Genomic DNA, 24,014 nt, shown 5'->3' with positions numbered 1-24,014 from the left:
GACATCACTCACATGACGGCCGAGGGGGTCCATGGAGGGGGTCCCCGGCGGCGACATCCCTCCCGCGCCCCGGCCACGAGCTGCCCGGGGCTTGCCACCTCCGAACCCATCCAGAAGGTCGCTCGATGCCTCCTGCCGCCGCGCAGCACGTTCCTCCGGGTCTCCGGACCCCTCCGCGAACCCCGGTCAACCGGCCCTCCCGGAGACGGTCCGGCAGGGTGAACGTCGTGGACCCCGAGCTCCTCGCCTCCTCCGCACGGGAGGCCGTCGGCAAGCTCCACCCCCGCGAACTGGTCAGGAAACCGGTGCTGTTCGTCGTCGCCGTCGGATCCGCGCTGACCACGCTCTCGGCGCTCATCCACCCGTCCGTCTTCACCTGGGTGATCAGCGTCTGGCTCTGGCTGACGGTCCTGTTCGCCAATCTCGCCGAGGCCGTGGCCGAAGGCCGGGGCCGCGCCCAGGCGGAGTCGCTGCGCAAGGCGCGCACGGACGCGGCCGCGGTGCGGCTGAACCACTGGACGTACGGGGCGAACCTCAAGCGGGCGGAGACGGAGGTGGTCACGCCGGCCGAGCTGCAGCCCTTCGACTTCGTGCTCGTCGAGGCCGGCGAGCTGATCCCGGCGGACGGCGACGTCGTCGACGGGGCCGCGATGGTCGACGAGTCGGCCGTCACCGGCGAATCGGCGCCCGTCCTGCGGGAATCGGGCGGTGACCGCTCCGGCGTCACCGGCGGCACGACCGTCCTGTCCGACTCGATCGTCGTACGGGTCACCTCGCGCCCCGGGCACAGCTTCATCGACCGGATGATCGCCCTGGTCGAAGGCGCCACCCGGCAGAAGACCCCGAACGAGATCGCACTGAACATCCTGCTGGCGGCCCTGACCGTGATCTTCGTCCTGGTGGTCGTGACGATCCAGCCGATGGCCGACTACGCGCACGCCGCGCAGTCCACGACCGTCCTGGTCGCCCTCCTCGTCACCCTCATCCCCACCACGATCGGCGCCCTCCTGTCGGCCATCGGCATCGCGGGCATGGACCGGCTCGTCCAGCGCAACGTCATCGCCATGAGCGGACGCGCCGTCGAGGCCGCCGGAGACGTGAACACCCTGCTGCTCGACAAGACCGGCACCATCACCCTGGGCAACCGTGAGGCCGTGGCCTTCATCCCCCTCCCCGGCGTCGACCACCTCAAGCTGGCGGACGCCGCCCAGCTGTCCTCGCTCGCCGACGAGACGCCCGAGGGCCGCTCCGTCGTGGCATTGGCCCAGCAGTACGGACTGCGGCCGGCCACCGCGGCGGACCTCAGCAATCCGCGGTTCACCGAGTTCAGCGCCAGGACCCGGATGAGCGGTGTCAACCTGAGCTGGGCGGGCGGCGCCGGCTGCGCCATCCGCAAGGGCGCGACGGTCCAGGTCTGCGACTGGGTGACGATGCGCGGCGGCACCGTACCGCCGGAGGCCGCGGCCTGGTCGGCGACGGTCTCGGAATCCGGGGGCACGCCCCTGCTGGTGGCGGTCCACGACTGGGACGGACCGCGGGTGCTCGGGATCATCCACCTCAAGGACGTGGTCAAGGAAGGGATCCGGGAGCGGTTCGCGGAACTGCGCCGGATGGGGATCCGTACGGTCATGGTGACCGGCGACAACCGGCTGACGGCCCGCGCCATCGCCGCCGAGGCCGGCGTCGACGAGTACCTGGCGGAAGCCACGCCCGAGGACAAGATGGCCCTCATCAGGCGGGAGCAGGCCGGAGGCAAGCTCGTCGCGATGACGGGCGACGGTACGAACGACGCCCCGGCACTCGCCCAGGCGGACGTCGGCGTCGCGATGAACACGGGCACCTCGGCCGCCAAGGAGGCCGGGAACATGGTGGACCTGGACTCCAACCCCACCAAGCTCATCGACATCGTCGAGATCGGCAAGCAGCTCCTGATCACCCGCGGAGCCCTGACCACCTTCTCCATCACGAACGACGTCGCGAAGTACTTCGCGATCATCCCCGCGATGTTCGCCACGGCCTACCCGGGCCTCGAAGCCCTCAACATCATGGGCCTGAGCAGCCCCCGGTCCGCGATCACCTCGGCGATCATCTTCAACGCGCTGATCATCGTCGCCCTCATCCCGCTCGCCCTGCGCGGCGTCCGCTACAAGCCCGCCTCCGCCCACGACCTGCTGCGCCGCAACCTCGGCGTCTACGGCCTGGGCGGGCTCGTCCTGCCGTTCGTCGGGATCAAGCTCATCGACCTGCTGGTCTCCCTCCTCCCCGGCATGGGATGAGCTCCGGACCGCGTCTTCCTCCAGTGGCTAATCCGTCTTGCTAAGTACTGGTAGTCAGCGTTACGGTGTACCGGTAATCAGCGTCGCTAAATAGCTCAGGGGGAGGTGGAGGCGTTCCATGGCCAAGCTGCTGACCGAGATGCTCAAGGGCACGCTGGAGGGCATCATCCTCGCGTCCCTGGCCGGCAGGCCCGCCTACGGGTACGAGATCACGGCACGCCTGAGGGAACAGGGCTTCTCCGACATCGCCGAGGGGACCGTCTACGCGCTGCTCATCAGGATGGAGAAGCGCGGTCTGGTCGACGTGGAGAAGGTCGCCTCGGAGAAGGGGCCACCGCGCAAGGTGCACTCCCTCAACGCCCAGGGGCGGGAATACCTCGAAGAGTTCTGGGGGACGTGGAGCTTCCTCGCGGAACGACTGGAACAGCTCCGCGAAGGGGAGGGCGGTTAGTCATGTCCGACGTCGAGAAGAGCGGGATCATCGCGAAGGTGATCGGGCCCAAGAAGCGGTGGAGGGCGTACAAGGCGCGCGTCAAGGAACTGCCCGGCGGGCACCGCGCGGCCGTCGAGGCGATCGAGCGGCACCTGATGCACTTCGTGCCGGTCGACGCCGACAGCAGCGCGTCGATGTTCGAAGACCTCGCGGACCTGTTCGAGCAGGCTGCCGCGGACGGCACGCCGATCCGCGAGATCGTCGGGGAGGACCCGGTGGAGTTCGCCGAGGCCTTCGCCCAGAACTACTCGGACGGCGGCTACGTACCCGCCCGTGCGCGCAAGCGGCTCACCGACGACATCGAGCAGGCCGCCGCCGAAGCGGACGGGGCGGTCTGACGGCGACGGCGGCGCACCTTGCGGGCGCGACGCCGTACTGGGCTTCACAAGATCGAACAGGATCAGGGGGATTCACGGTGGGACAGAGCAACAGCGGCTTCTCCGAAGCAGGACTGCGCAGACTGGGCGAGGTGCTGCGACGGCACGTGGAGTCCGGGAAGATACCCGGACTCGTCGCCCTGGTGAGCCGGGGCGGGCAGACGCACGTCGAAGCGATCGGCACGATGCGCCACGACGGCGGCCCGCCGATGCGCCGGGACACCATCTTCCGCATGGCCTCGACGACCAAGCCGGTGGCGTCCGCCGCGGCCATGGTCCTGCTCGACGAGTGCCGCATACGGCTGGACGACCCGGTGGACCGGTGGCTGCCCGAGCTCGCCGACCGCCAGGTCCTCAAGCGGGCCGACGGTCCGCTCGACGACACCGTCCCCGCCCGGCGCCCGATCACGGTGCGGGACCTGCTCACCTCCACGCTGGGGCTGGGGCTGGACATGACGGCGCCGACTTCCCCGATCATGGGCGCGTTCTTCGAGCGGGGCGTGTACGGCCAGGAGGACGGCTGGCTGCTGCCGGCACCGGAGCCGGACGAGTGGATGCGCCGCCTGGGCACGCTCCCGCTGATGCACCAGCCCGGCGAACGGTGGCTGTACAACGTGGGCGACGACGTGCTCGGGGTGCTGGTGGCCAGGGTCACCGGCCAGTCGTTCGAGGCGTTCCTGCGCGAGCGCGTCTTCGAGCCGCTGGGGATGAAGGACACCGGCTTCCACGTACCCGCCGACCAGATCGACCGGCTGCCGCCCCTGTACGCCCCCGATCCGCAGACCGGCGAGTTCGTCGTCGCGGACGCGGCCGAAGGGGGACACCACAGCCGGCCCCCCGCGTTCCCGTCGGGCGGCGGCGGACTCGACTCCACCGTCGACGACTACCACGCCTACTTCCGGATGCTCCTCAACCACGGGACGCACGGCGACCGGCGGATCCTGTCCCGGCCGGCCGTCGAGCTCATGACCGGCAACCGTCTCCCGGCAGCGCAGCTGGCCGACCGGGAGGACCGGGCCCGTGGCCTCGTCCACCTGTCACACGGCCAGGGGCAGCACGGAGGCTGGGGCTTCGGGATGGCGGTGCGCACCTACCGCGGTGACTACGCTCCCGTCGGCCAGTTCGGCTGGGACGGCGGAACGGGCACGACCACGTACGCCGACCCGGACAACGGCCTCGTCGGCATCCTCCTCACCCAGACCGGGATGTCCACTCCGGACTCGGCACGGGTCATCAGCGACTTCTGGACCACCCTCTACCAGGCGATCGACGACTGACCCGCCCGCCTGGTCGAGGCCACCCCGCCAGGGGGAGCCCTCGACCAGGCCCGGGCCTTCGACATCTCCATGTCTTCACCCGGCGTGTGGGCTCCGCCACCAGAACGGGGGGTGCTCTACGCCACCGGAAGGAAAGGCGTTAAGAGGGCGTCAGGATTCCGTCAGACGAGGCTATAGACGTATTGGCTGCGTTCTCGCTGCGTACGCTGGCCCAGCCGTCGACTCCGATGGCTGAATCCACACCGTACGACAGGAGCGCCCGACCATGGCCACCCCTGCCCGCTCCTCGCGCCTGCGCGCGTGGATGCTGGAAGGCTTGACCGCCCAGACCAGCTCCCCCGCCGCCAAGGAAGCGGCGGCCCAGCCGCACGGCCGGCCGTGGTGGCGGGTCATGTGCCTGACGGGACTGGACTACTTCTCCACCCTCGGGTACCAGCCCGGCATCGCCTTCCTCGCAGCCGGTCTGCTCTCGCCGCTGGCGACCATCGTGCTGGTGCTGCTGACCCTCTTCGGCGCGCTGCCCGTCTACCGGCGGGTGGCCGAGGAGAGCCCGCACGGCGAGGGCTCCATCGCGATGCTGGAGAAGCTGCTCTCCTTCTGGAAGGGCAAGCTGTTCGTCCTGACCCTGCTGGGCTTCGCGGCGACGGACTTCCTGATCACCATCACCCTGTCGGCCGCCGACGCGACCGCGCACATGGTGGAGAACCCGCACCTCACCAGCACCCTGCACGGGCACGAGGTCCTGATCACCCTGATCCTGATCGCGCTGCTCGGAGGCGTCTTCCTCAAGGGGTTCAGCGAGGCCATCGGCGTCGCCGTGGTCCTCGTCGCCACCTACCTCGGCCTGAACGTCATCGTGGTGGCGGTCGGGCTGTGGCACGTGTTCGCCGAGCCCCAGGTCATCACCGACTGGACGACCGCGCTGACCGCCGAGCACGGCAACCCCTTCATGATGGTCGCCATCGCGCTCGTCGTGTTCCCGAAACTCGCGCTCGGCCTCTCCGGCTTCGAGACCGGTGTTGCCGTCATGCCGCACGTCCACGGCGACCCCACGGACACCGAGGAGAAGCCCGCCGGGCGGATCCGCGGGGCCAAGAAGCTGCTGACCACGGCAGCCGTGATCATGAGCATCTTCCTGATCTGCTCCAGCCTCATCACCACCCTGCTGATCCCGGCCGCACAGTTCCAGCCGGGCGGCGAGGCCAACGGCCGCGCCCTGGCCTATCTGGCCCACGAGTACCTGGGCTCCGCCTTCGGCACGGTCTACGACGTCTCGACGATCTGCATCCTGTGGTTCGCGGGCGCCTCGGCGATGGCCGGCCTGCTGAACCTGATGCCGCGCTACCTGCCCCGCTACGGCATGGCCCCGCACTGGGCCCGCGCCCTGCGCCCCATGGTCATCGTCTTCACGCTGATCGCCTTCCTCGTGACCTGGATCTTCGACGCCGACGTGGACGCCCAGGGCGGCGCCTACGCGACCGGTGTCCTCGTCCTGATCACCTCGGCGGCCGTCGCCGTGACCATCGCGGCCCGCCGGGCCGGGGAGCGCGGCTGGACCATCGGCTTCGGCATCATCTCGGCCGTCTTCATCTACACCACCGCGATCAACGTCGCCGAGCGCCCCGACGGCGTGAAGATCGGCGCCTGCTTCATCGGCGGCATCATGGCGCTCTCGCTCCTCTCGCGCCTCGCACGCGTCTTCGAGCTGCGCGTCACGCACATCGAGTTCGACGACATGGCGCAGCGGTTCATCCGCGACACCGCCAACCGGACGATCCGGTTCATCGCCAACGAGCCGGACAGCCGGGACCTGGAGGAGTACCGGCAGAAGAAGGCGCAGATCCGCGCGGACAACGACATCCCGGCCGAGGACGACGTGATGTTCGTCGAGGTCACGGTCCTCGACGCCTCGGAATTCGAATCCGGCATGCGCGTGCGCGGCGAGGTCCTCCACGACCGCTACCGCGTCCTGACCCTGGAGAGCTCCAGCATCCCCAACGCGCTGGCCGCCCTCCTGCTCCACGTCCGCGACGAGACCGGCCAGCGGCCCCACATCTACTTCGAGTGGACCGAGGGCAATCCGATGGCCAACTTCTTCCGGTTCTTCCTCTTCGGCCAGGGCGAGGTCGCCCCGGTCACCCGCGAGGTCATCCGCGAGGCCGAGCCCGACCGCTCCCGCCGCCCCCACATCCACGCCGGCTGACGGGCGCCGCAGGCCAGCCGACAGCAATCCCGCCGGCCCGTCGCCTCGGCGACGGGCCGGCGGGATTCCGGCTACCGGGACGCCTCGCGCGCGCCCGTACCGCGAAGACGCGCCGCCGCCACCGCCGCAGTGCAGGTCCGGCCTCAGTCATGGGCGACGACGGCCACGGGCGAGGTGCTGTGGTGGATCACGGCGTGCGTGGTCGAGCCGACGCGCGCGCCGTACGTCGGGCGGCGGACCCGGCGCCCGACGACGATCAGGCCGGCGTCGGCGCCCGCGGCCAGCAGCTTCTGCGCGGCGTGCCCCATCGGGGCCCGGGCGGTCACCGCCACCGAGGGGAACCTGTTCCGCCAGGGCGCGAGGGCATCGTCCAGGTCGCCTGCCATGGTCTCGTCGAGCTGGGCGCGGACGCGCGGATCGTAGGCCGTTCCGGATCCGAACAAGGGTGTGGGTGTCCAGGCGTGGAGAACGTGGAGGCGGCAGGACCGACGCGAAGCCTCCTCGAACGCGAAGGCGAGCACGGGGCCGCACGGGTGGCTGATGTCGACCCCCACGACGAGATCGCGCCCGGTGTGGCCGCCGTTCGGGTGGGGGAGCGCGTCCTCCCCGCTGCGCACCAGCACGACGGGCCGCTCGGTGGAACGCAGTACCTCGTGTGCGACCGAGCCGACCGCGAACCCGGTGAGTGTCCCGAGCCCGCGGGACCCCAGGACCAGAAGGTCGGAGCCGGCCGCTTCGGTGGCCAGCGCGGCCGCCGGCGGTCCGCAGACGGTCCCGGTGGTGACGTCGAGATCCGGGTGGACGCGGCGCAGGGCGGCGGCGGACTCCCGGAGGAGGGCGTCGGCCCCGGCCCCTTCGGCCCGTACCGCGCCGGCCGCTTCGGGAACGCCGATCGGCGCGGACCGCTCACCGGCGTGGACGAGGTGCAACCGCGTGTGGCGCAGCTCGGCCTCGCGGGCGGCCCAGCGGGCGGCGGCGGCGCTTTGGGGTGATCCGTCGAGTCCGACGGTGATGCGCTGGTCCATGCTGGCCTCTTCGGGGAGGGCTGTGCCGGACAGGTGGGCCCGTTCGCCGGGGTCACGCGGCGGCGGCGTCCGCCCGCTCCGCGTCCGTGCGCACCTCCACCACTCCCTCGACCGCACGGACCGCCCGGGCCAGCAGGGGCACGAGGGCACGTTCCCGGATCGGCCCCCGCAGCGTGACGACGCCGTCGAGCACGGTGAACTCGATGTGGGCGGGCAGAGGGAGTTCGCCGAGGACGAGCTGGCGTATCTCCTGCTCGATCTCCTCGTCGGGACGCAGGAACACCTTGAGCAGGTCACTGCGGCTGACGACGCCTTCGAGCATGCCGACGTCGTCGACGACCGGCAGCCGCTTGACGGCCCTGCGTGCCATGATGCGCGCGGCCTCGGCGAGCGCGGCGTCCGCCCGGACGGTGACCGCGGGGCTGGACATGAGGTCCTCGGCCAGGACCGCCCCCGCCTTCGCCGCCCCGTCGAGCTGTTCGGGGAGCTGCGGGTCGGTGCGCCGGAACTCCTCCTTGGGAAGGAGGTCCGCCTCGGAGACGACGCCCACGACGAGGCCCTCCCCCTCCAGGACGGGCAGGGCGCTGACTTTCCACTGGTGCATCAGCTCGACGATCTCCTTGTAGGAGGCTTTGCGGCCGATGGCGACCGCGGTGTGCGACATGACGTCGCTGACGGTGTACCGGAAGGCGGGCATGGCTGGCTCCTGGGGCGATCGGCCGCTGGACGGGGCAGGGGGGCTGCCGTTTGCCGGGCGTACAGGTCGTGTCCACGGTTCAGTCTGTTGCACGGTCCGTCGCACCGGGAGGGCCGAGCGGCCCAGCGAGCCGACCCTTTCGGCCCACCCCCGGACGCGTGGCCCCGCGATCGGCACTCCCGGTCCGCTGGGCCCGCCGCAGCGCCGGATTCCCCCTCCGAGACGACAGTGGACAGTGGAAGGGAAAGCGTTCCGGGCGCGTGCGGACGGAGAAGGTCTGATGGGGAAGTACGTGTACGGCTTCACCGAGGAGTGCCCGGACCCGGCCGGGCTCCTCGGCGGCAAGGGAGCCGGCCTGGCGGAGATGACCCGCCTGGGCCTGCCGGTCCCGCCGGGATTCACCGTCACCTCCGGGGCGTCCCGCGTCTTCCGGGCGACGGGTGCGCCGCCGGAGGGGCTGTGGGAGCGGATCGCGCACCACCTCGCGGCACTGGAGCGGGCGACGGGCAAGCGGCTCGGGCGGGTGGACGACCCGCTGCTGCTCTCCGTCCGCTCGGACTCCGCAGCGACGGGTGCGACGGACACGGTCCTCGACATCGGCCTGAACGACCTCGCGGTGCTGGGCCTGGGCACGGCGCCCGGGCGCGAGCGATTCGCCTGGGATTCCTACCGGCGCCTGGTCCACATGTTCGGCACCACTCTGATTGGGAGTGGACGGCTCGCTCTTCGAGGACATCGCCGACCGGCTCGGACGGCGGCACGCCGTCCCCGACGACAGCCGGTTCGACACCGTCGACCTGATCACCCTCGTCGAATCCTTCAAGGACCTGATCGCGGAACGGGCCGGCGAGGAGTTCCCCCAGGACCCGGCCGAGCAACTGCGCCGGGCCGTCCTGGCCGTCTTCGGGGCACCGGACGGGGAACCGGCGGCGGAGCACCTCCCCGACGCCCCCTGCCCGGCGGTCACCGTACAGACGATGGTCTTCGGCAACCTCGGCCCCGACTCCGGCAGCGGTGTCGCCTTCGTCCGGGATCCGGCGACGGGACGGCCCGGACTGCACGGCGCCTACCTGCCCGACGCCCAGGGCGAGGACGTCCTGGCCGCAGTCCGCACCCCCCTTCCGCTCGAACGGCTGGGCGAGGTCGCCCCGGAGGCCTACGCACGGCTGCACGCGTGCATGGGCCGTCTGGGGGCCGAGCACGAGGACCTGTACGGCGTCGAGTTCACGATCGAGCGCGGCAGGCTGTGGATCCTGGAACTCAGGACGGCGCCCACGGCCCGGCTCCCGCGGGGTGCGTTCCACGGCGGGGCGCGACCGTGAACGGCGGTGCCGCGCCCGCAGGGCGGTCCGGGATCCGTGCCGGGGCCGGCGCTGTCGTCAGGCGGGCCCCGGGGTCCGCTCGATGTCCAGGTCGAGGAAGTGGGCCGCGCACGAGATGCACGGGTCGTGGTTGCGGACCACCCGCTCGCACAGGTGCGCCAGGGCCGCTTCGTCGTCCTCCCCGCGGTCGAGCCCGGCCTGGACGGTCCGGCGCAGGTCCTCCTCGATGGCGCCCTGGTTCTGGGCGGTGGGCGGGACGAGTCGGGCCTCGGTGACGCGGCCGGCTCCGTCGAGCGCGTAGCGGTGGTACAGCAGCCCCCTCGGCGCTTCCGTGGCACCGTGCCCGGTGCCGGCGCGGGCCGGCACCTCGACGTACGGGCGGGGCGGGGGCTCGTACGCGTCGATGATGCGGAGCGCCTCCTCGACCGCGTAGAGGGCTTCCACCGCCCGGACGAGGATGCTCCGGTAGGGGTTCCTGCAGGCGGAGCCGCGCACGCCGTCCGGCGCACCCGGTCCCGGCGGGGGATCGCCCAGCCCGGCCTCGCGGGCCGCTTCCAGGGCCGTCGGCGACAGGAGGCGGCCGCTGACGGCCCAGCGGGCGAGGGGACCGGTGAGGTGCCGCCGGCCGTCGAGGCGCGCGTGGAGGGCCGTGGACCACGGGACCTGCTCCTCGGCGACGCGGTCGCAGAAGTCCCGCAGCGGGAACGGACGGGGCGTGCGGGGAGCGTCGTACCGGAGCACGGTGGGGGTGCCCGACTCGATGGCGTACGTGCCCGCTTCGGCCAGGGCGAACAGGTCGGCGTCGCACTCGGCGTCGGGGAATTCGAAGCCGGCGACCCAGCGCACGGTGTCCCAGGCGTCGTCGAGGGCGGTGCGCAGCCGCTCCGCGAGGGGCCGCAGTTCCGAGCGGGCGGGCGTGCGGTGGAAGCCGCCGAGACGGACGTTGACGGGGTGGATCGCACGCCCACCCAGCAGTTCGACCACCGCGTTGCCGGCCTGTTTCAGGCGCAGCCCGCGCTCGACGTGCTCCCGGTGGGTGCGCGACAGCCCGATCACGTCGTCGTGGCCGAGGAAGTCGGGGGCGTGCAGCAGGTGGACGTGCAGGGTCTGGCTCTCGATCCACTCCCCGCAGTACAGCAGGCGCCGCAGGGCGGCCAGCTGTCCGTCGACCTGCACGCCGCACGCGTCCTCGATCGCCCGGCAGGCGCTCATCTGGTAGGCGACGGGGCAGATCCCGCAGACGCGCGACGTGAGGTCGGGGGGCTCGGTATGGGCCCTGCCCCGCAGGAAGGCCTCGAAGAAGCGCGGCGGCTCGTAGATCGCCAGCCGTGTCTGCGTGACGGTGGACCCGTGGATCCGCAGGTGGAGCGCGGTCTCGCCCTCGACGCGGGTGAGGGCGGGGACGCGCAGCACCCGGGAGCGGGGGACCGGCTCGCTCATCCCGCTCCTTCCGGGTCCGCCGCGCCGGGTCCCCGCTCCTCCACGGCCGTGAACGCGGTGGTGTTGAAGGTGTGCAGGAACCTGCCGACGTCCTCCTCCGTCATCCCGTCACGCCGCAGCAGCGGAACCAGCGCGGGGAGGTTGGTGGTGCCGGCGGGTCCGAAGCAGCCGTAGCAGCCCCGCCCGTACGCCGGGCACAGGGCCCCGCAGCCGGCGTGGGTGGCGGGGCCGAGGCAGGGCGTGCCGTGGGCGACGGTGACGCAGACGGTGCCGCGCCGCTTGCAGGCGAAGCACACGCTGTGGTCGGGGATGCCGGGCCTGCGCCCGGCGAGGAACGCGGTGATCACCTCGAGGAGCTGGCCGCGGTCGATGGGGCAGCCGCGCAGTTCGAAGTCGACGGGGACGTGGGCGGAGACGGGCGTCGAGGTGGCGAGGGTGGCGATGTATTCGGGTCGCGCGTAGACGGTGGCGAGGTACGCGTCGGCGTCGGCGTGGTTGCGCAGGGCCTGGACGCCGCCGGCGGTGGCGCAGGCCCCGATGGTGACGAGGTGCCGGGCCTGCGAGCGGACGCGCCTGATCCGGTCGATGTGCTCGGGGGTGCTGACCGAGCCCTCGACGAGCACGAGGTCGTAGGGGCCGGGCCCGGCGGCACTGGACGCTTCGGCGAAGTGGACGACCTCCAGTTCGGCGGCGAGGCCGAGCAGTTCGTCCTCGCAGTCGAGGAGGGTGAGCTGGCAGCCGTCGCAGGAGGCGAACTTGAAGACGCCGAGCCGGGGCCGGGCGGGCCGGGGCGGGTGTGTGCGGGGGGTGGTCATGTCACAGTTCCCGGACGGAGAGCAGGGACTCGGCCTGGTCGTGGCCGACGACGGGGCCGTCGCGGCAGAGCAGCAGGGGGCCGAGCTGGCAGTGCCCGCAGTGGCCCGTGCCGCAGCGCATGGTGCGTTCCAGGGAGACCCGGATCCGGTCCTGGGGCACCCCGCGATGGGCGAGCGCTCGGCCGGTGGCGCGGATCATGACCTCGGGGCCGCAGACGAAGGCGGTCGTCCGCGCCGGGTCGAACGCGGCCTCGGCGAGCAGCGCGGTCACGACACCGACCCTCCCGGTCCAGCCGGCGGAGGGCCGGTCGACGGTGACGGCCGCGAAGGGCCGGCGCCAGGCGGGGAACTCCTCGGGGTACAGCAGATCGGCCGGGGTGCGGGCCCCGGCGAGCACGCTCAGCCGTCCGAACGCCTGCGGCTCGGCCAGCACGGCGTCGACCAGGGGGCGCAGCGGGGCGAGGCCGATGCCGCCCGCGACGACGAGCACGTCGCCGCCCCGGGCCGAGGCGGCGTCCCAGCCGGTGCCGAAGGGACCGCGGACCCCCACCACCGCGCCGGGCCGGAGCCCGTACAGCGCCCGCGAGACGGCACCGACGGCCCGTACGGTGTGGGCGAGCGCGCCCCCGTCGAGGATGCGGGACACGGAGACCGGGATCTCACCGACCCCGAAGGCGTACAGCATGGCGAACCGGCCGGGCGCGAACGGCGCCAGCGGCCCGCCGGCCGGCTCCAGGGTGAGGGTGACCACGTCACCGGTCTCCTCCCGGCGGTCCCGTACGCGGTACGGCAGCGGTGCGGCCGTCACGGCACGGGCCCGTCGTGCTGCGGCCCGTACAGGTCGAGCAGCCGGGTCCGGGTGGCCCGCAGCCGTTCCCCGATCGTCCCCGCGACCACGGTGACGAGGGCCAGGCCCAGCGCGGGCCGCTCGGCGCACAGGGAGCGCACCGCGGCGGCGTCGAACTCCCAGGCGAGGGTCGGCTCCAGGACCTCGGCGCCCAGGTGCCACCGGTGGGGCGGGCACAGCCAGGACCAGCCGAGCAGGCCGCCCGCGCCGATCGTCTCGACCACGGAGCGCCCCCGGCCGGGCACCTGCACGTCGAGCGCGACGGCGCCCGAGCGGACGATCCAGAACCGGTCGGCCTCCCCGCCCTCCTCGAAGACGCGCGTGCCGCCCGGCAGGGTGACGGGGCGTGCCAGGGCCATGAGCCGCTCGCGCCCCTCCGGCGTGAGGGCGCCCGGCAGTCCCTCGGCGACGGGCCCTCCGGCGGCCGCGGTCACGGCGCGCCCTCCGGGCGTACGGCCTCCTCGTGCAAGGCGCGCACCTCCTCCGTGAGGTCGATCCCGGTGGGGCACCAGACGATGCACCGTCCGCACCCCACGCAGCCCGAGCTGTCGAACTGGTCGTGCCAGGTGCCGAGCTTGTGGGTGAGCCACTGGCGGTAGCGGCTGCGCGGGCTCGCCCGGACCGGGCCCCCGTGCAGGAAGGAGAAGTCCAGGTCGTAGCAGGAATCCCAGCGGCTCCACCGCTCGGCGTGGTCGCCCGTCAGGTCCGTGACGTCCTCGGTGGTGGTGCAGAAGCAGGTGGGGCAGACCATGGTGCAGTTGCCGCAGCTCAGGCACCGGGCCGTGACGTCGTCCCAGCGGTCCGCCTCCAGGGAGTCCCGCATCAGCGTGCGCAGGTCCACCAGCGGCAGGGACCGGCCCATCCGCTCCGACGCCCCGCGCACCCCCTCGGCCGCGGCGGCGCGCGTGGCCTCGTCGGCGGCCCGGCGCGGGAGCTCCGCGAGCACCTCGGCCCCCTCCGGCGTCCCGCTGCGGCACAGGAAGCGGTGCCCGGCGCCGTCCACCACCTCGGTCAGGGCCAGGTCGTACCCGGTGTCCACGGCCGGGCCCGTGTCCATCGAGACGCAGAAGCAGGTGGCCCCCGGCTCCGTGCACTCGACCGCGATGAGGAAGGCGCCCGTCCTGCGGGAGGCGTAGGCGGGGTCCCGGTGGCGGCCGCCGGTCAGCACCCGGTCCAGGATGCGGATGGCGCGCAGATCGCAGGGCCGCACGCCGAGGAACGCGTACGAGGGGTCCGCCGGCTCCTCCTCGCGCACGGTCAGCCCGCCGTCGGGGCCGCGGTCGGCCGACCACTGGCGGACGCGCTCGGGGTGCAGGAACGACTTCCACGACTGGGGCCCCGCACTGTGCGCGAAGGCCGCCCCGTCGGCGCGCGGGCGGAGCCGGTAGCGGCCCGCCTCCAGCTCCACCCCCCACCCGTACGGCAGCGCGTCCGCCGAGTCCAGTGCGTCGAGGACGATCGCCCCGTCGCGCACGGTCGGGCCGATCACCGTACGGCCGCGCCGCTTCAAGGCCCGTACCAGCGCCTCCAGCCCGTCGGGGCCGAGCACCGCGTCGGTTCCGCCGCCGGTGGCGGCTGCGGTGCCGTCGGGGTCGTCCATCTCCTGCCTCTCCTCCGCCGCCCCCGCGGCCCGGGAGGGCGCGCGGGCGCTTCCGGCGCTGCCGGGGACGGAACGCGGGCCCTGCCCGAGCGCCGGGCGCCACGGCGTGCGACTGCGTACGGACAGGGTGTCAGGCGGGCGGTCCGCGGGCCGCTAACGCCGTCCGGCGAGTCCCGTCCGGGGGGCCGTACGGGTGCGGGCGCCGTCCCGGGAGACGGCGTGCCGGGCGATCTCCGCCTCGACCCGCCGGACCAGGCGCGGCACCGCGGCCGCCACCGCCGGGGTCATGCCCGGTCCCACCGAGCGGTCCGCCCCCTCCACCGCGTACACGACCAGACGATCGGGGCCGCGCCCGAGTGCCGCACCGAGCCGCAGGGCTTCGGCGAGCCCCAGCGCGTGCGTGCTGTGCCGGCCCGGCCCGGCCGCGAGCGGGGCGCCGCCCGCCGCGCTGTCCCAGCGGCAGGTCCGCCCCGGCCGTGCGGAGGGCGGGAACCAGGCGTCCACCACGATCACCGGGCCGGTGCCCGCCCACAGCTCCAGCAGCCGACCGGAATCGCCGTCGCACTGCGCCAGCACGGTCCCCGCGGGCAGCTCCAGCCCGGCCGCCCGCTCCCTCAGCGCCGCGACCACGGCCCATCCGATCCCGTCGTCCCGGCGGAAGTCGTTGCCCACGCCGATGACCGTCGCACGGACCGCGATCTCGGCCACGCCGATCCCCTCTTCCCGGGCCTGCCCCGCCCGCCCTGCGGACCACCCCTCCCGCAGTGTCGCCCGTGGGCACGGAGCGCGCCCGCCGACGACCGCACGGCCCCGGGTCCGGCCCTCCCGGACGCTTCAGTCGGTCCTGAGCATCACGCGCATGTCGGCGATCTCGGCCGTCTGGGTCCGGATGATGTCGGCGGCCAGGTCCTTGGCCGGGCCGTAGGAGCCCTTTGCCAGCTCCGTCTGCGCCATGTCGAGGGCGTCCTCGTGGTGTTCGATCATCATGGTCAGGAACATGGTGTCGAAGGCCCGACCGGTGGTCCCGTTCGGTCTCGTCGTCGGCCGGCCGTCCATCATGCCGGGCATGGAGGTCGCTCCGTCGTCGTCGCGCCCGATGCCGGTCGTGCCGTCCATGGTGCCCCCACCGCGGGGGACGGTTTCGCCCCACGCCCTCAGCCAGCCGGTCATCGTGTCGATCTCGCGCGCCTGCGTCTGCAGGATCCTGGTGGCGAGCGCCCTGATGTCCGGGTCGTCGCTGTGGGTGAGGGCCATCCGGGACATGACGAGGGCCCGGCGGTGGTGGGGGATCATCTGCTGGGCGAAGGCGACGTCGGCCTCGTCGTGGTCGTCGGTGCGGTCCGCGGCGCGGACCGCGCCGACGCTACCGGCGGTGCTCACGGCGTGCGCCGCGGTGGTCACGCCGGTCACGCCGGTCACGGACAGGACGAGGGCCGCGGCGCCGGCCGCGCCGGTCCGTGCGGCGCGGCGGGCGGCACTACGGGTGGTGTTCACGGTGTGGCTCCTGTGGTGTGGAGGGCGGGATCGGAGGGTGCCGCCGGCTCAGCGGACCAGGACGGCCTCCCCGGGCTTGGGCACCACGGCCGTCCAGCCCAGCTCGCGGTCGATGCGGGCCCGGAGGGTTTCGGCGCCGGCCTCCTCGCCGTGGACGAGGTAGGTGGCGTGCGCGGCCGCGCGCCGCGCAGCCAGTCGACGATCTGATCCGCGTCGGCGTGCGCGGAGAAGTGGGGCCGTCGGCGTCGCGGTAGACGTCGAGGGCGGCCAGGGCCATGGGGCTGTCGACGTAGACGGGGACGCGGCGGGGAGGGGGTGGCGTGCTCGGCGGCCTCCATCTGCGGCCTCGCGCTGTCTCGGAAGCCGTGCCGGACCAGCCGCGGCAGGTAGCCGCTGCGGCGCCGCAGGTCTGCGACACCTTGGAAGTGCCCGCAGTCGACGAGGATCCGGGCATGGTCGCTCTCGACCAGGAACGTGCTGCCCGTGACCGTCCTGACCCCACCGAGGAGCCTCCGCAGCGCCGGGCGCGGAGACGAAGACGGGGCCGGGGACATGGCGGCGGCCTTCCTTCCGGGGACGGGTGCCGGCTTCCACCGTGGCATCCACCGTGATGCGCCGACGAGACCCGACCGGTCCCCTCGGCAGGGGCCGACCGGCCCAAGCGCCGTGGAAGCGCGGGAGCGCAGCCTGACGGTGACCCCGTACCGCCCGGTGCAGAGAGGACCCGATCATGAAGGCACTCGTCTTCGAAGGCCCGGGACTGACCTCCTGGCAGGAGGTTCCCGACCCTGGGATCAAGGATGGCGCCGACGCCGTGGTACGGGTCGACGCCGTCACCGTTTGCGGCACCGACCTGCACATCGTCAAGGGCGACGTCCCCGAGGTCACCCCGGGTCGCGTACTCGGCCACGAAGCCGTCGGTACCGTCGTCGAGACCGGTGGGGACGTCCGCAGCGTCCGCCCCGGCGACCGCGTGCTGATCTCCTGCATCTCGGCCTGCGGACGCTGCCGGTTCTGCCGCGAGGCCCGCTACGGGCAGTGTCGCGGTGGTGGCGGCTGGGTGCTGGGCCACACCATCGACGGCACCCAGGCCGAATACGTCCGCGTCCCGTTCGCCGACCTTTCCGTCCACCCGCTTCCCAGCGCGGTGAGCAGCCAGGACGCCGTGCTGCTCGCGGACATCTTCCCGACCTCCTACGAGGTCGGTGTGCTCAACGCACACGTGCGCCCCGGTGACACGGTCGTCGTGGTCGGTGCCGGGCCCATCGGGCTGGCGGCCATCGCCACCGCGTCGCTCTACAGCCCCGGCCGGATCATCGCCGTGGACCTCGCGGCGTCCCGCCTGACCGCGGCACGCGACTTCGGTGCGGACGCCACCGTGAGCGCGCGGGAGGAGCCCGGGCGTCTGGTCGAGGACCTGACCGACGGGCTCGGCGCAGACGTGGCGATCGAAGCGGTGGGTGTGGCCGCGACGTTCGAGATGTGCACGCGCATGGTCCGCCCCGGCGGACGCGTGGCCAACATCGGTGTCCACGGCAAGCCCGCCACCCTGCACCTCGAAGACCTGTGGATCAAGGACGTCACCATCACCACCGGCCTCGTCGACACCTCCTCCACCCCCATGCTGCTGCGCATGATGGCCGCCGGCCGCCTTCCCGGACCCGCCATGGTCACCCATCGCTTCGAGCTGGACCAGATGGAGGAGGCGTACGACGTCTTCTCCCGCGCCGCGGACACCGGCGCCCTCAAGGTCGTGCTCGGCGGCCACCACCACGACGCGGTCGCCGTACCGCCGCGGGGGCGGTCGGCGCCGTGACCGGTGCAACGCCACCGCCTCACGTGGCGGGGGCCGGTGATCTCGCACACGCTGAAGGTACGTCCCGGAAGGGGGCGAGGACATGGACGGGCGGCATGAGGGTCCGCCTGTCGTCGTGGGCGTCGACGGGTCGGGCTCCTCCCGGACCGCCCTGCGCCGGGTCCTCGGCCCGGTGAGCCGCCACGTGGGGCTCCCCGCCCCGTGTCCGGTCACGACCGTCCGACCGGACGTGTCCGCGGCGTGAGCCGCACCGGGTGCCGCGGCCCCGGACTCCCCGCCGCTCGGGGCCCCTCCCGCGGCCCGACCGGCCCCCGCGTGAGCGGACCACTCGGCCCCGGGCGACGGACCCCCTCGGCACTGGGGACGGGGCGGGACACGGTGTGATCGTGGAACCCGGACGCCGGAGCGGCGCCGCTTCTCCAAGAGGGTGACCCCTGATGCAGCGCATACGGATGCAGACCCGGCCGAAGCAGCCGCGCGAGCCCGCTCCACTGGACCTGCGCACGCCGTCCGGCCGCCCCTTGCCCTACTGAGCCCACCCACCGTCAGCCAGGCCGCGGAGGTCGTCATGGGACAGATGCGACGCGTCATGCCGTTCACCCGGCTCGGCCGCGGAGACCTCGGCCGCGTCGGGGGGAAGAACGCCTCGCTGGGCGAGCTCACCGTACGGCTGGCCCCGGCCGGCGTCACCGTACCGCCCGGCTTCGCCACCACCGCCGACGCCTACGGGGAACTGCTCGACCGGCACGGGCTGCGCATCCGCATCGCGCAGCAGCTGGACCGGTACCGCGAGGGCGCCGCGCTCGAGGACGTCGGTGCCGCCATCCGCTCGCTGATCACGGCCGAGCCGCTGCCGGAGGCACTGCGGGGCGAGATCACCGCCGCGTACGAGGCCCTCGGGCGGGAACTGGGCCGACCGGACCCGGAAGTCGCCGTGCGCAGCTCCGCCACGGCCGAGGACCTCCCCGAGGCCAGCTTCGCCGGGCAGCAGGAGACGTTCCTGAACGTCCGCGGCGCCGAGCGCCTGCTGGAGGCCGTGCACCGCTGCTTCGCCTCCCTCTACACCGACCGGGCCATCGACTACCGCGAGCGCATGGGCTTCGACCATCTGGGCGTGGCCCTCTCCGTCGGAGTCCAGGCGATGGTCCGTTCCGACCTCGCCGGCGCCGGCGTGATCTTCACCCTCGACCCGGAGACCGGCTTCCGCGAGGTCGTCGTGATCAGCGCCGCCTGGGGTCTCGGCGAGACCGTCGTCAGCGGGCAGACCGACCCGGACGAGTACACCGTCTTCAAGCCCTCTCTGAAGGACCCGGCCCTGCATCCCGTCATCGACGTGCGCATCGGGGCCAAGCGGCGCAAGGCCGTCTACGCGGAAGGCGGGTTCACGGAGACCGTCGACACCACCGCCGAGGAGCGCGGCGGCCGCGTCCTGACCGACGCCGAGGCGCGGCAGCTCGCGGAGTGGGCGGTGGCGGTCGAGGAACACTACGGCTGCCCGATGGACCTGGAGTGGGCCAAGGACGGGATGTCCGGCAGGCTCGCGGTCGTCCAGGCCCGGCCGGAGACGGTGCAGTCCCGTCGGCGGTCCACGACCCTGCGCCGCTGCCGCCTCACCGGCATGCCCGGCGAGCCGCTCGCGGAAGGCATCGCCGTCGGCGAGGCCATCGGGGCCGGCCCCGTGTGCCGCCTGGACACCCCCGTCGACCTGGACCGCTTCCCCACGGGCGGCGTGCTGGTGACGTCGATCACCGACCCCGACTGGGAACCGATCATGAAGCGGGCCGCCGCGATCGTCACCGACCACGGCGGCCGGACCTCCCACGCGGCGATCGTCAGCCGCGAGCTCGGCGTCCCGGCCGTCGTCGGCACCGGCGACGCCACCCGGGTCCTGCGCCACGGCGGGCACGTCACGGTCTCGTGCACCGAGGGGAGCCGCGGCCGTGTGTACGCCGGCCTGGTGCCGTTCGAGGAGACCGAGACCGACCTCGCCGCCCTGCCCGCCACCCGCACCCGGGTGATGCTCAACCTCGCCGACCCCTCGGCGGCGTTCCGCTGGTGGCGGCTGCCGGCCGACGGCGTGGGACTGGCCCGCCTGGAGTTCATCGTCGCGCACCAGGTCAAGGTCCACCCCATGGCGCTGGTCCACCCGGAACGCCTGGACGCGGCCGACCGGTGCGCCGTCGACCAGCTCACCGAGGGCCGCCTCGACCGCACCGGCTACTTCACCGACCGCCTCGCGTACGGCATCGCCCGGATCGCCGCCTCCCGGTGGCCGGACCCCGTCGTCGTGCGCACCAGCGACTTCAAGACCAACGAGTACGCCAAGCTGCTGGGCGGGCGGCCCTTCGAGCCGGTCGAGGCCAACCCGATGATCGGCTGGCGGGGCGCCAGCCGCTACTACAGCGAGGGCTACAGAGAGGGCTTCGCCCTCGAATGCCGGGCCCTGCGCCGGGTGCGCGACCGGATGGGCCTGACCAACGTCATCGTCATGATCCCCTTCTGCCGTTCCCTCGAAGAGGCCGACAAGGTCCTCGACGTCATGGCCGCGGAAGGGCTCCGCCGGGGCGAGAACGGGCTCAAGGTCTACGTGATGGCCGAGATCCCGGCCAACGTCCTGCTCGCCCAGGACTTCGCCGAGCGCTTCGACGGCTTCTCCATCGGCAGCAACGACCTCACGCAGCTGACCCTCGGCGTGGACCGGGACTCCGAAGCCCTCGCCGACGTCTTCGACGAGAACGCCCCGGCCGTCACCGCCCTGATCCGGATGCTCGTCCCACGGGCCCACGCCGTCGGACGCCCCGTGGGCCTGTGCGGCCAGCGCCCCAGCGACGACCCCGCGTTCGCGGCGTTCCTGGTCGGTGTCGAGGTCGACTCGATCTCCGTGGTCCCCGACAGCTTCGCCGACGTCAAGCAGCACGTGGCCGCAGCCGAGCGGAGCCGCTGCGGAGGGGACCGAATGGTCCCCTCCGGGATCCGTCCGGCCCATGCGCGACCGCCGTCGGCCGCGTGACAGTGACATCGCCCCATGAGGAGCGCAGTGCGGAGGCGTGCCATGGACGACCGGACGACGGTGGCGGGAAACCATCCGCTGCGGCGGGGGGCCGACCGCATCCGTACCCTTCTGCACGCCGCCTTCGTCCTGGCCTGTCTCGTCGCGGTGGTCTGCGGCGTCGCCGTCGGACGGGCCGCCTGGAACGACGGCAGCCGCGCCGCCGATTCGATCGCCCGGCACCGGCACGACGTCCGGGCCGTCACGGTCGGCCGCACCACCTACCGGGCCGGAGACGGGCCGAGCGGGGCGCCCGTGACCGTCGCTCCCGCCACGTGGCACTACCCCGCCGGTCGCACCCGCACGGGAGCCGTTCCCGTCCCCGTGGGCACGCGCGAGGGGGATACGGTCCGCGTCTGGGTCGACGACACGGGCGGCGCGGCCGGAGCGCCACCCGGCGCGATGGACATAGGGCTGGAGGCGTCCGGCCTCGGAATGGGAGCGAGCACCGGGATCCTGCTCGTCTCGGGCGTCCTCGTCCGTTTCGGGCTCCGGACCGTCGACGCGCGCAACTCCCGTTCCTGGGAGACCGAGTGGGAGGGCGTCGAACCCCTGTGGTCCGGGCGCCTGCGGCCGGGCCGGGGAGTCGACGATGGCTGAGAGCGCCGTGGACCCGGACCTGAGGCCGGACGTCACCCCGGATCCGCTCGAGCCCCTGCCGCTGCTCCGCCGTGAGCTGCACACCGGGCCCCTGGGTCTGTCGAGCCGGGAGGCGGAGCGGCGTCTGGCGGTCTACGGGCCGAACGAGGTCCGCCGCACGGCCCGGCCGAGCATCCTGCGGGAACTCCTGAGGCAGTTGCTCCACCCCCTGGCCCTGCTCCTGTGGGCGGCGGCCGCCCTCTCCTTCATCGCGGCCATCGACGTACTCGGCTGGGCGATCGTCGCGGTCGTCCTGGTCAACGCGGGCTTCGCCCTCGTCCAGGAACAGCAGGCCGAGAAGGCCGTCGAGACCCTGGCCCACTACCTTCCCGCCCAGGCCCAGGTGATCCGTGACGGGCAGCCGCAGCACGTTCCCGCCCGTGATCTGGTCCCCGGCGACCTCATCGCCCTGGAGGAGGGCGACCGCATCCCGGCGGACGCCCGTCTGACGGAGGGCGGGATCGAGGCCGACCTGTCCATGCTCACCGGAGAGTCCACCCCGGTCGAGCGCGTGGCCGGCCCCGGGCTGCAGGCGGTGCCGGTGCTCCAGGAGCCGAACCTGGTGTTCAGCGGCACCAGCGCCACGGAAGGACAGGCACGGGCCATCGTCTTCGCCACCGGCGACCACACGGAGCTGGGCCGGATCGCGGCCCTCAGCCAGCGCACCCGGCGCGAGCCCAGCCCGCTGGAGAAGCAGGTCAAGAGGGTCGCCTGGCTGATCGCGGCCGTCGCCGTCGCCATGGGAGCGCTGTTCCTGGTGGCCGGTGTGGCGGTGGGCCTGCCGGTGACCGATTCGCTGATGTTCGCGATCGGCCTGCTCGTCGCCAACGTCCCCGAAGGACTGCTGCCCACGATCACCCTCGCCCTCGCGGTCGGAGTCCGCGTGCTGGCCCGGCAGGGCGCGGTCGTCAAACGGCTGAGCGCCGTCGAGACGCTCGGTTCCACCAACGTCATCTGCACCGACAAGACCGGCACGCTCACGCGCAACGAGATGCGCCTGCACGGCTTCTGGACACCCGGGAACGGGTCGGAGACCGGCTCTGAGAGCGCCGGTCTGATCCGCGCGGCAGCCCTGTGCACCACCGTCACCCGTGAGACCGACGGCCGGCTGCACGGAGACCCGACCGAGATCGCCCTGGTCGAGGGAGCCGCGGAGCGGGCCCTGCCCGTCGACCCGGCAGACCGTGACGCCCACCGCCGGGCCTGCTTCCGTTTCGATCCCCGCCTGCGTCTGATGTCGGTGGTCCAGCTGACGGACGACGACGGCCGCCTTCGCGTGGTCGCCAAGGGAGCACCGGAGGCCGTCCTGCCACTGCTGACGGACGGGGAGCCGGCCCGCGAGGCGCAGGAGGCGGCCGACGCGCTGGCGACCGACGGCATGCGGGTACTGGCCGTCGCCGTGCGCGACCTGCCCGCGGGTGCCCCGCCCCCGGTGCGGCGTCAGCAGGCCGAGCGGGACCTGCACCTGCTCGGGCTGGTCGGTCTCTACGACCCGCCGCGTCCCGAGGTGGCGGCCGCGGTCGAACGCTGCCACGAGGCGGGCCTCACCGTGCACATCGTCACCGGCGACAACGGCGCCACGGCCGCCGCCGTCGCCCGGTCCGTGGGAATCGGCGCACCCCGGCTGACGGTGATCGCCCAGTCCGAGGCGGTCGCCGACCACGACCTCGACGACCTCCTCCGGGGCGACGCCGAGATCGTCTTCGCGCGGTCCTCGCCCGAGACCAAGCTGAAGGTGGCCGATGCCCTGCGGGCGCACGGGCAGATCGTGGCCATGACGGGCGACGGCGTGAACGACGCCCCTGCCCTGCACCGCGCCCACATCGGCGTGGCCATGGGGAAGTCGGGCACGGACGTGGCCCGCGAGGCCTCCACCATGGTCCTCACCGACGACAACTTCGCCACCATCGTCACCGCGGTCGAATCCGGGCGGAGGGTCTACGACAACGTCCGCAAGTTCATCGTCTACATCTTCGCCCACCTCACCCCCGAGGTGGTTCCCTTCCTCGTGTTCGCCCTCTCCGCCGGTGCGGTACCGCTGCCGCTGACCGTGCTCCAGATCCTCGCCATCGACCTCGGCACCGAGACCCTCCCGGCCCTCGCCCTCGGCCGCGAGAGCGCGGAACCGGGCATCATGTCCCGGCCGCCGCGCCCCGGTACCCAGGGCGTGATCAACAAGGACATGCTGATCCGCAGCTGGGGCTGGCTGGGCACCGTCTCCGCGGCCCTGGTCATGACGGCCTTCTTCTACGTCCTCCAGCGCGCCGGATGGCAGCCCGGCGACCCCACCGGCCCCGGCGCCCCCCTCCACCACGCCTACCTCACCGCCACCACCGCCACCTTCGCCGCGATCGTCACCTGCCAGGTCGGCACCGCCATCGCCGCACGCACCGACCACGCCGCCCTGCGCGACATCGGCTTCCTCTCCAACCCGTTGCTGCTCGCCGGCATCGCCTTCGAACTCGCCTTCACCGCGGCGCTCGTCTACGCGCCCCCGCTCCAGCACCTCTTCGGCACCGCGGCCCTCCCCCTGGACGTCGTCCTCCTCATCGCGGCCTTCCCGCCGCTGGTCTGGGGAACCGACGAAGCCCGCCGCTGGGCCCGCCGACGCCGCCACCGCTCCTGACAACACCGGAGGAACACC

Annotated in this window: 20 protein-coding genes and 1 pseudogene; 11 read left to right on the top strand and 10 right to left on the bottom strand. The window is 73.1% G+C overall.

Features of this window, described 5'->3' with window-relative positions:
• Window positions 1–125: 125 nt before the first annotated feature.
• From kdpB to ACIRBY_RS04110, 5 genes are all read left to right on the top strand, one after another.
• Window positions 126–2,276 carry a potassium-transporting ATPase subunit KdpB gene (gene kdpB / locus ACIRBY_RS04130; protein ID WP_403895793.1) on the top strand — a complete coding sequence of 717 codons (2,151 nt, stop codon included), beginning with the start codon at window positions 126–128 and terminating at the stop codon, window positions 2,274–2,276.
• 118 nt (window positions 2,277–2,394) lie between these two features.
• On the top strand, window positions 2,395–2,727 hold the full coding sequence (locus tag ACIRBY_RS04125; protein WP_403895790.1) for a PadR family transcriptional regulator: 333 nt from the start codon (window positions 2,395–2,397) through the stop codon (window positions 2,725–2,727).
• A 2-nt stretch (window positions 2,728–2,729) separates the two neighbouring features.
• Window positions 2,730–3,107, top strand: a complete 378-nt coding sequence (locus ACIRBY_RS04120; RefSeq protein ID WP_403895787.1) for a DUF1048 domain-containing protein — start codon at window positions 2,730–2,732, stop codon at window positions 3,105–3,107.
• A gap of 77 nt (window positions 3,108–3,184) precedes the next feature.
• On the top strand, window positions 3,185–4,423 hold the full coding sequence (locus tag ACIRBY_RS04115) for a serine hydrolase domain-containing protein (RefSeq protein ID WP_403895784.1): 1,239 nt from the start codon (window positions 3,185–3,187) through the stop codon (window positions 4,421–4,423).
• 265 nt (window positions 4,424–4,688) lie between these two features.
• Window positions 4,689–6,626: an amino acid transporter gene (locus tag ACIRBY_RS04110; RefSeq protein ID WP_403895781.1), complete on the top strand. Its 1,938-nt coding sequence runs from the start codon at window positions 4,689–4,691 to the stop codon at window positions 6,624–6,626.
• 143 nt (window positions 6,627–6,769) lie between these two features.
• Here ACIRBY_RS04110 and ACIRBY_RS04105 read toward each other — a convergent pair whose 3' ends face one another.
• Together ACIRBY_RS04105 and ACIRBY_RS04100 are read right to left on the bottom strand one after the other, a co-directional pair.
• Complete coding sequence (locus ACIRBY_RS04105) at window positions 6,770–7,651, bottom strand: universal stress protein (protein ID WP_403895778.1); 882 nt, start codon at window positions 7,649–7,651, stop codon at window positions 6,770–6,772.
• Window positions 7,652–7,703: 52 nt separating this feature from the next.
• Window positions 7,704–8,348, bottom strand: coding sequence for a CBS domain-containing protein (locus tag ACIRBY_RS04100; protein ID WP_403895775.1), 645 nt, complete (start codon window positions 8,346–8,348; stop codon window positions 7,704–7,706).
• Between ACIRBY_RS04100 and ACIRBY_RS04095 the strand changes: the two are divergent.
• Window positions 8,293–8,781 (top strand): annotated as a pseudogene (locus ACIRBY_RS04095) (PEP/pyruvate-binding domain-containing protein); the annotation flags it as partial. The gene ACIRBY_RS04100 and the pseudogene ACIRBY_RS04095 overlap by 56 nt on opposite strands.
• Before the next feature lie 277 nt (window positions 8,782–9,058).
• The gene (locus tag ACIRBY_RS04090) at window positions 9,059–9,670 is read left to right on the top strand and encodes a hypothetical protein (RefSeq protein ID WP_403895772.1); all 612 of its coding nucleotides are present in this window, start codon (window positions 9,059–9,061) and stop codon (window positions 9,668–9,670) included.
• A 57-nt stretch (window positions 9,671–9,727) separates the two neighbouring features.
• Here ACIRBY_RS04090 and ACIRBY_RS04085 read toward each other — a convergent pair whose 3' ends face one another.
• From ACIRBY_RS04085 to ACIRBY_RS04050, 8 genes are all read right to left on the bottom strand, one after another.
• Window positions 9,728–11,110 carry a Ni/Fe hydrogenase subunit alpha gene (locus tag ACIRBY_RS04085; RefSeq protein ID WP_403895769.1) on the bottom strand — a complete coding sequence of 461 codons (1,383 nt, stop codon included), beginning with the start codon at window positions 11,108–11,110 and terminating at the stop codon, window positions 9,728–9,730.
• Entirely contained in the window at window positions 11,107–11,925 is an 819-nt protein-coding gene (locus tag ACIRBY_RS04080) for an oxidoreductase (RefSeq protein WP_403895766.1), read from the bottom strand. Before ACIRBY_RS04080 ends, ACIRBY_RS04085 begins: the two co-directional genes overlap by 4 nt.
• A gap of 1 nt (window position 11,926) precedes the next feature.
• Entirely contained in the window at window positions 11,927–12,733 is an 807-nt protein-coding gene (locus ACIRBY_RS04075) for an FAD/NAD(P)-binding protein (RefSeq protein ID WP_403895763.1), read from the bottom strand.
• Window positions 12,730–13,206 carry a cyclic nucleotide-binding domain-containing protein gene (locus ACIRBY_RS04070; RefSeq protein WP_403895760.1) on the bottom strand — a complete coding sequence of 159 codons (477 nt, stop codon included), beginning with the start codon at window positions 13,204–13,206 and terminating at the stop codon, window positions 12,730–12,732. Before ACIRBY_RS04070 ends, ACIRBY_RS04075 begins: the two co-directional genes overlap by 4 nt.
• Window positions 13,203–14,372 carry a 4Fe-4S dicluster domain-containing protein gene (locus tag ACIRBY_RS04065; RefSeq protein ID WP_403895757.1) on the bottom strand — a complete coding sequence of 390 codons (1,170 nt, stop codon included), beginning with the start codon at window positions 14,370–14,372 and terminating at the stop codon, window positions 13,203–13,205. The genes ACIRBY_RS04070 and ACIRBY_RS04065 overlap by 4 nt, the downstream gene beginning before the upstream one ends.
• Window positions 14,373–14,525: 153 nt before the next feature.
• Complete coding sequence (locus tag ACIRBY_RS04060; protein WP_403895754.1) at window positions 14,526–15,080, bottom strand: hydrogenase maturation protease; 555 nt, start codon at window positions 15,078–15,080, stop codon at window positions 14,526–14,528.
• A 126-nt stretch (window positions 15,081–15,206) separates the two neighbouring features.
• A complete protein-coding gene (locus ACIRBY_RS04055) occupies window positions 15,207–15,866 on the bottom strand; it encodes a DUF305 domain-containing protein (RefSeq protein WP_403895751.1) in 660 nt (219 codons plus the stop codon).
• Window positions 15,863–16,204, bottom strand: coding sequence for an MBL fold metallo-hydrolase RNA specificity domain-containing protein (locus ACIRBY_RS04050; protein WP_403896881.1), 342 nt, complete (start codon window positions 16,202–16,204; stop codon window positions 15,863–15,865). The genes ACIRBY_RS04055 and ACIRBY_RS04050 overlap by 4 nt, the downstream gene beginning before the upstream one ends.
• 392 nt (window positions 16,205–16,596) lie before the next feature.
• Here ACIRBY_RS04050 and ACIRBY_RS04045 point away from each other — a divergent pair, with 392 nt between their 5' ends.
• From ACIRBY_RS04045 to ACIRBY_RS04030, 4 genes are all read left to right on the top strand, one after another.
• A complete protein-coding gene (locus ACIRBY_RS04045) occupies window positions 16,597–17,682 on the top strand; it encodes a zinc-dependent alcohol dehydrogenase family protein (RefSeq protein WP_403895748.1) in 1,086 nt (361 codons plus the stop codon).
• A 568-nt stretch (window positions 17,683–18,250) separates the two neighbouring features.
• The gene (gene ppsA, locus ACIRBY_RS04040) at window positions 18,251–20,692 is read left to right on the top strand and encodes a phosphoenolpyruvate synthase (RefSeq protein WP_403895745.1); all 2,442 of its coding nucleotides are present in this window, start codon (window positions 18,251–18,253) and stop codon (window positions 20,690–20,692) included.
• Between the two features lie 42 nt (window positions 20,693–20,734).
• On the top strand, window positions 20,735–21,331 hold the full coding sequence (locus ACIRBY_RS04035; RefSeq protein ID WP_403895743.1) for a hypothetical protein: 597 nt from the start codon (window positions 20,735–20,737) through the stop codon (window positions 21,329–21,331).
• The gene (locus ACIRBY_RS04030; protein ID WP_403895741.1) at window positions 21,324–23,996 is read left to right on the top strand and encodes a cation-translocating P-type ATPase; all 2,673 of its coding nucleotides are present in this window, start codon (window positions 21,324–21,326) and stop codon (window positions 23,994–23,996) included. The genes ACIRBY_RS04035 and ACIRBY_RS04030 overlap by 8 nt, the downstream gene beginning before the upstream one ends.
• Window positions 23,997–24,014: the final 18 nt, after the last annotated feature.

Source organism: Streptomyces sp. NPDC096136, assembly GCF_044763325.1.
GTDB lineage: Bacteria > Actinomycetota > Actinomycetes > Streptomycetales > Streptomycetaceae > Streptomyces.
Note: the sequence above shows the minus strand (reverse complement) of the source record. Positions and strands in the feature narration are given on the sequence as shown.

Bases quoted from the DNA above. Each gene is read 5' to 3' on its own strand.
- kdpB (WP_403895793.1), top strand. From the start codon at position 126: ATGCCTCCTGCCGCCGCGCAGCACGTTCCTCCGGGTCTCCGGACCCCT.
- ACIRBY_RS04125 (WP_403895790.1), top strand. From the start codon at position 2,395: ATGGCCAAGCTGCTGACCGAGATGCTCAAGGGCACGCTGGAGGGCATC.
- ACIRBY_RS04120 (WP_403895787.1), top strand. From the start codon at position 2,730: ATGTCCGACGTCGAGAAGAGCGGGATCATCGCGAAGGTGATCGGGCCC.
- ACIRBY_RS04110 (WP_403895781.1), top strand. From the start codon at position 4,689: ATGGCCACCCCTGCCCGCTCCTCGCGCCTGCGCGCGTGGATGCTGGAA.
- ACIRBY_RS04105 (WP_403895778.1), bottom strand. From the start codon at position 7,651: ATGGACCAGCGCATCACCGTCGGACTCGACGGATCACCCCAAAGCGCC.
- ACIRBY_RS04100 (WP_403895775.1), bottom strand. From the start codon at position 8,348: ATGCCCGCCTTCCGGTACACCGTCAGCGACGTCATGTCGCACACCGCG.
- ACIRBY_RS04085 (WP_403895769.1), bottom strand. From the start codon at position 11,110: ATGAGCGAGCCGGTCCCCCGCTCCCGGGTGCTGCGCGTCCCCGCCCTC.
- ACIRBY_RS04080 (WP_403895766.1), bottom strand. From the start codon at position 11,925: ATGACCACCCCCCGCACACACCCGCCCCGGCCCGCCCGGCCCCGGCTC.
- ACIRBY_RS04065 (WP_403895757.1), bottom strand. From the start codon at position 14,372: ATGGACGACCCCGACGGCACCGCAGCCGCCACCGGCGGCGGAACCGAC.
- ACIRBY_RS04050 (WP_403896881.1), bottom strand. From the start codon at position 16,204: ATGGAGGCCGCCGAGCACGCCACCCCCTCCCCGCCGCGTCCCCGTCTA.
- ACIRBY_RS04045 (WP_403895748.1), top strand. From the start codon at position 16,597: ATGAAGGCACTCGTCTTCGAAGGCCCGGGACTGACCTCCTGGCAGGAG.
- ppsA (WP_403895745.1), top strand. From the start codon at position 18,251: ATGGGACAGATGCGACGCGTCATGCCGTTCACCCGGCTCGGCCGCGGA.
- ACIRBY_RS04035 (WP_403895743.1), top strand. From the start codon at position 20,735: ATGGACGACCGGACGACGGTGGCGGGAAACCATCCGCTGCGGCGGGGG.
- ACIRBY_RS04030 (WP_403895741.1), top strand. From the start codon at position 21,324: ATGGCTGAGAGCGCCGTGGACCCGGACCTGAGGCCGGACGTCACCCCG.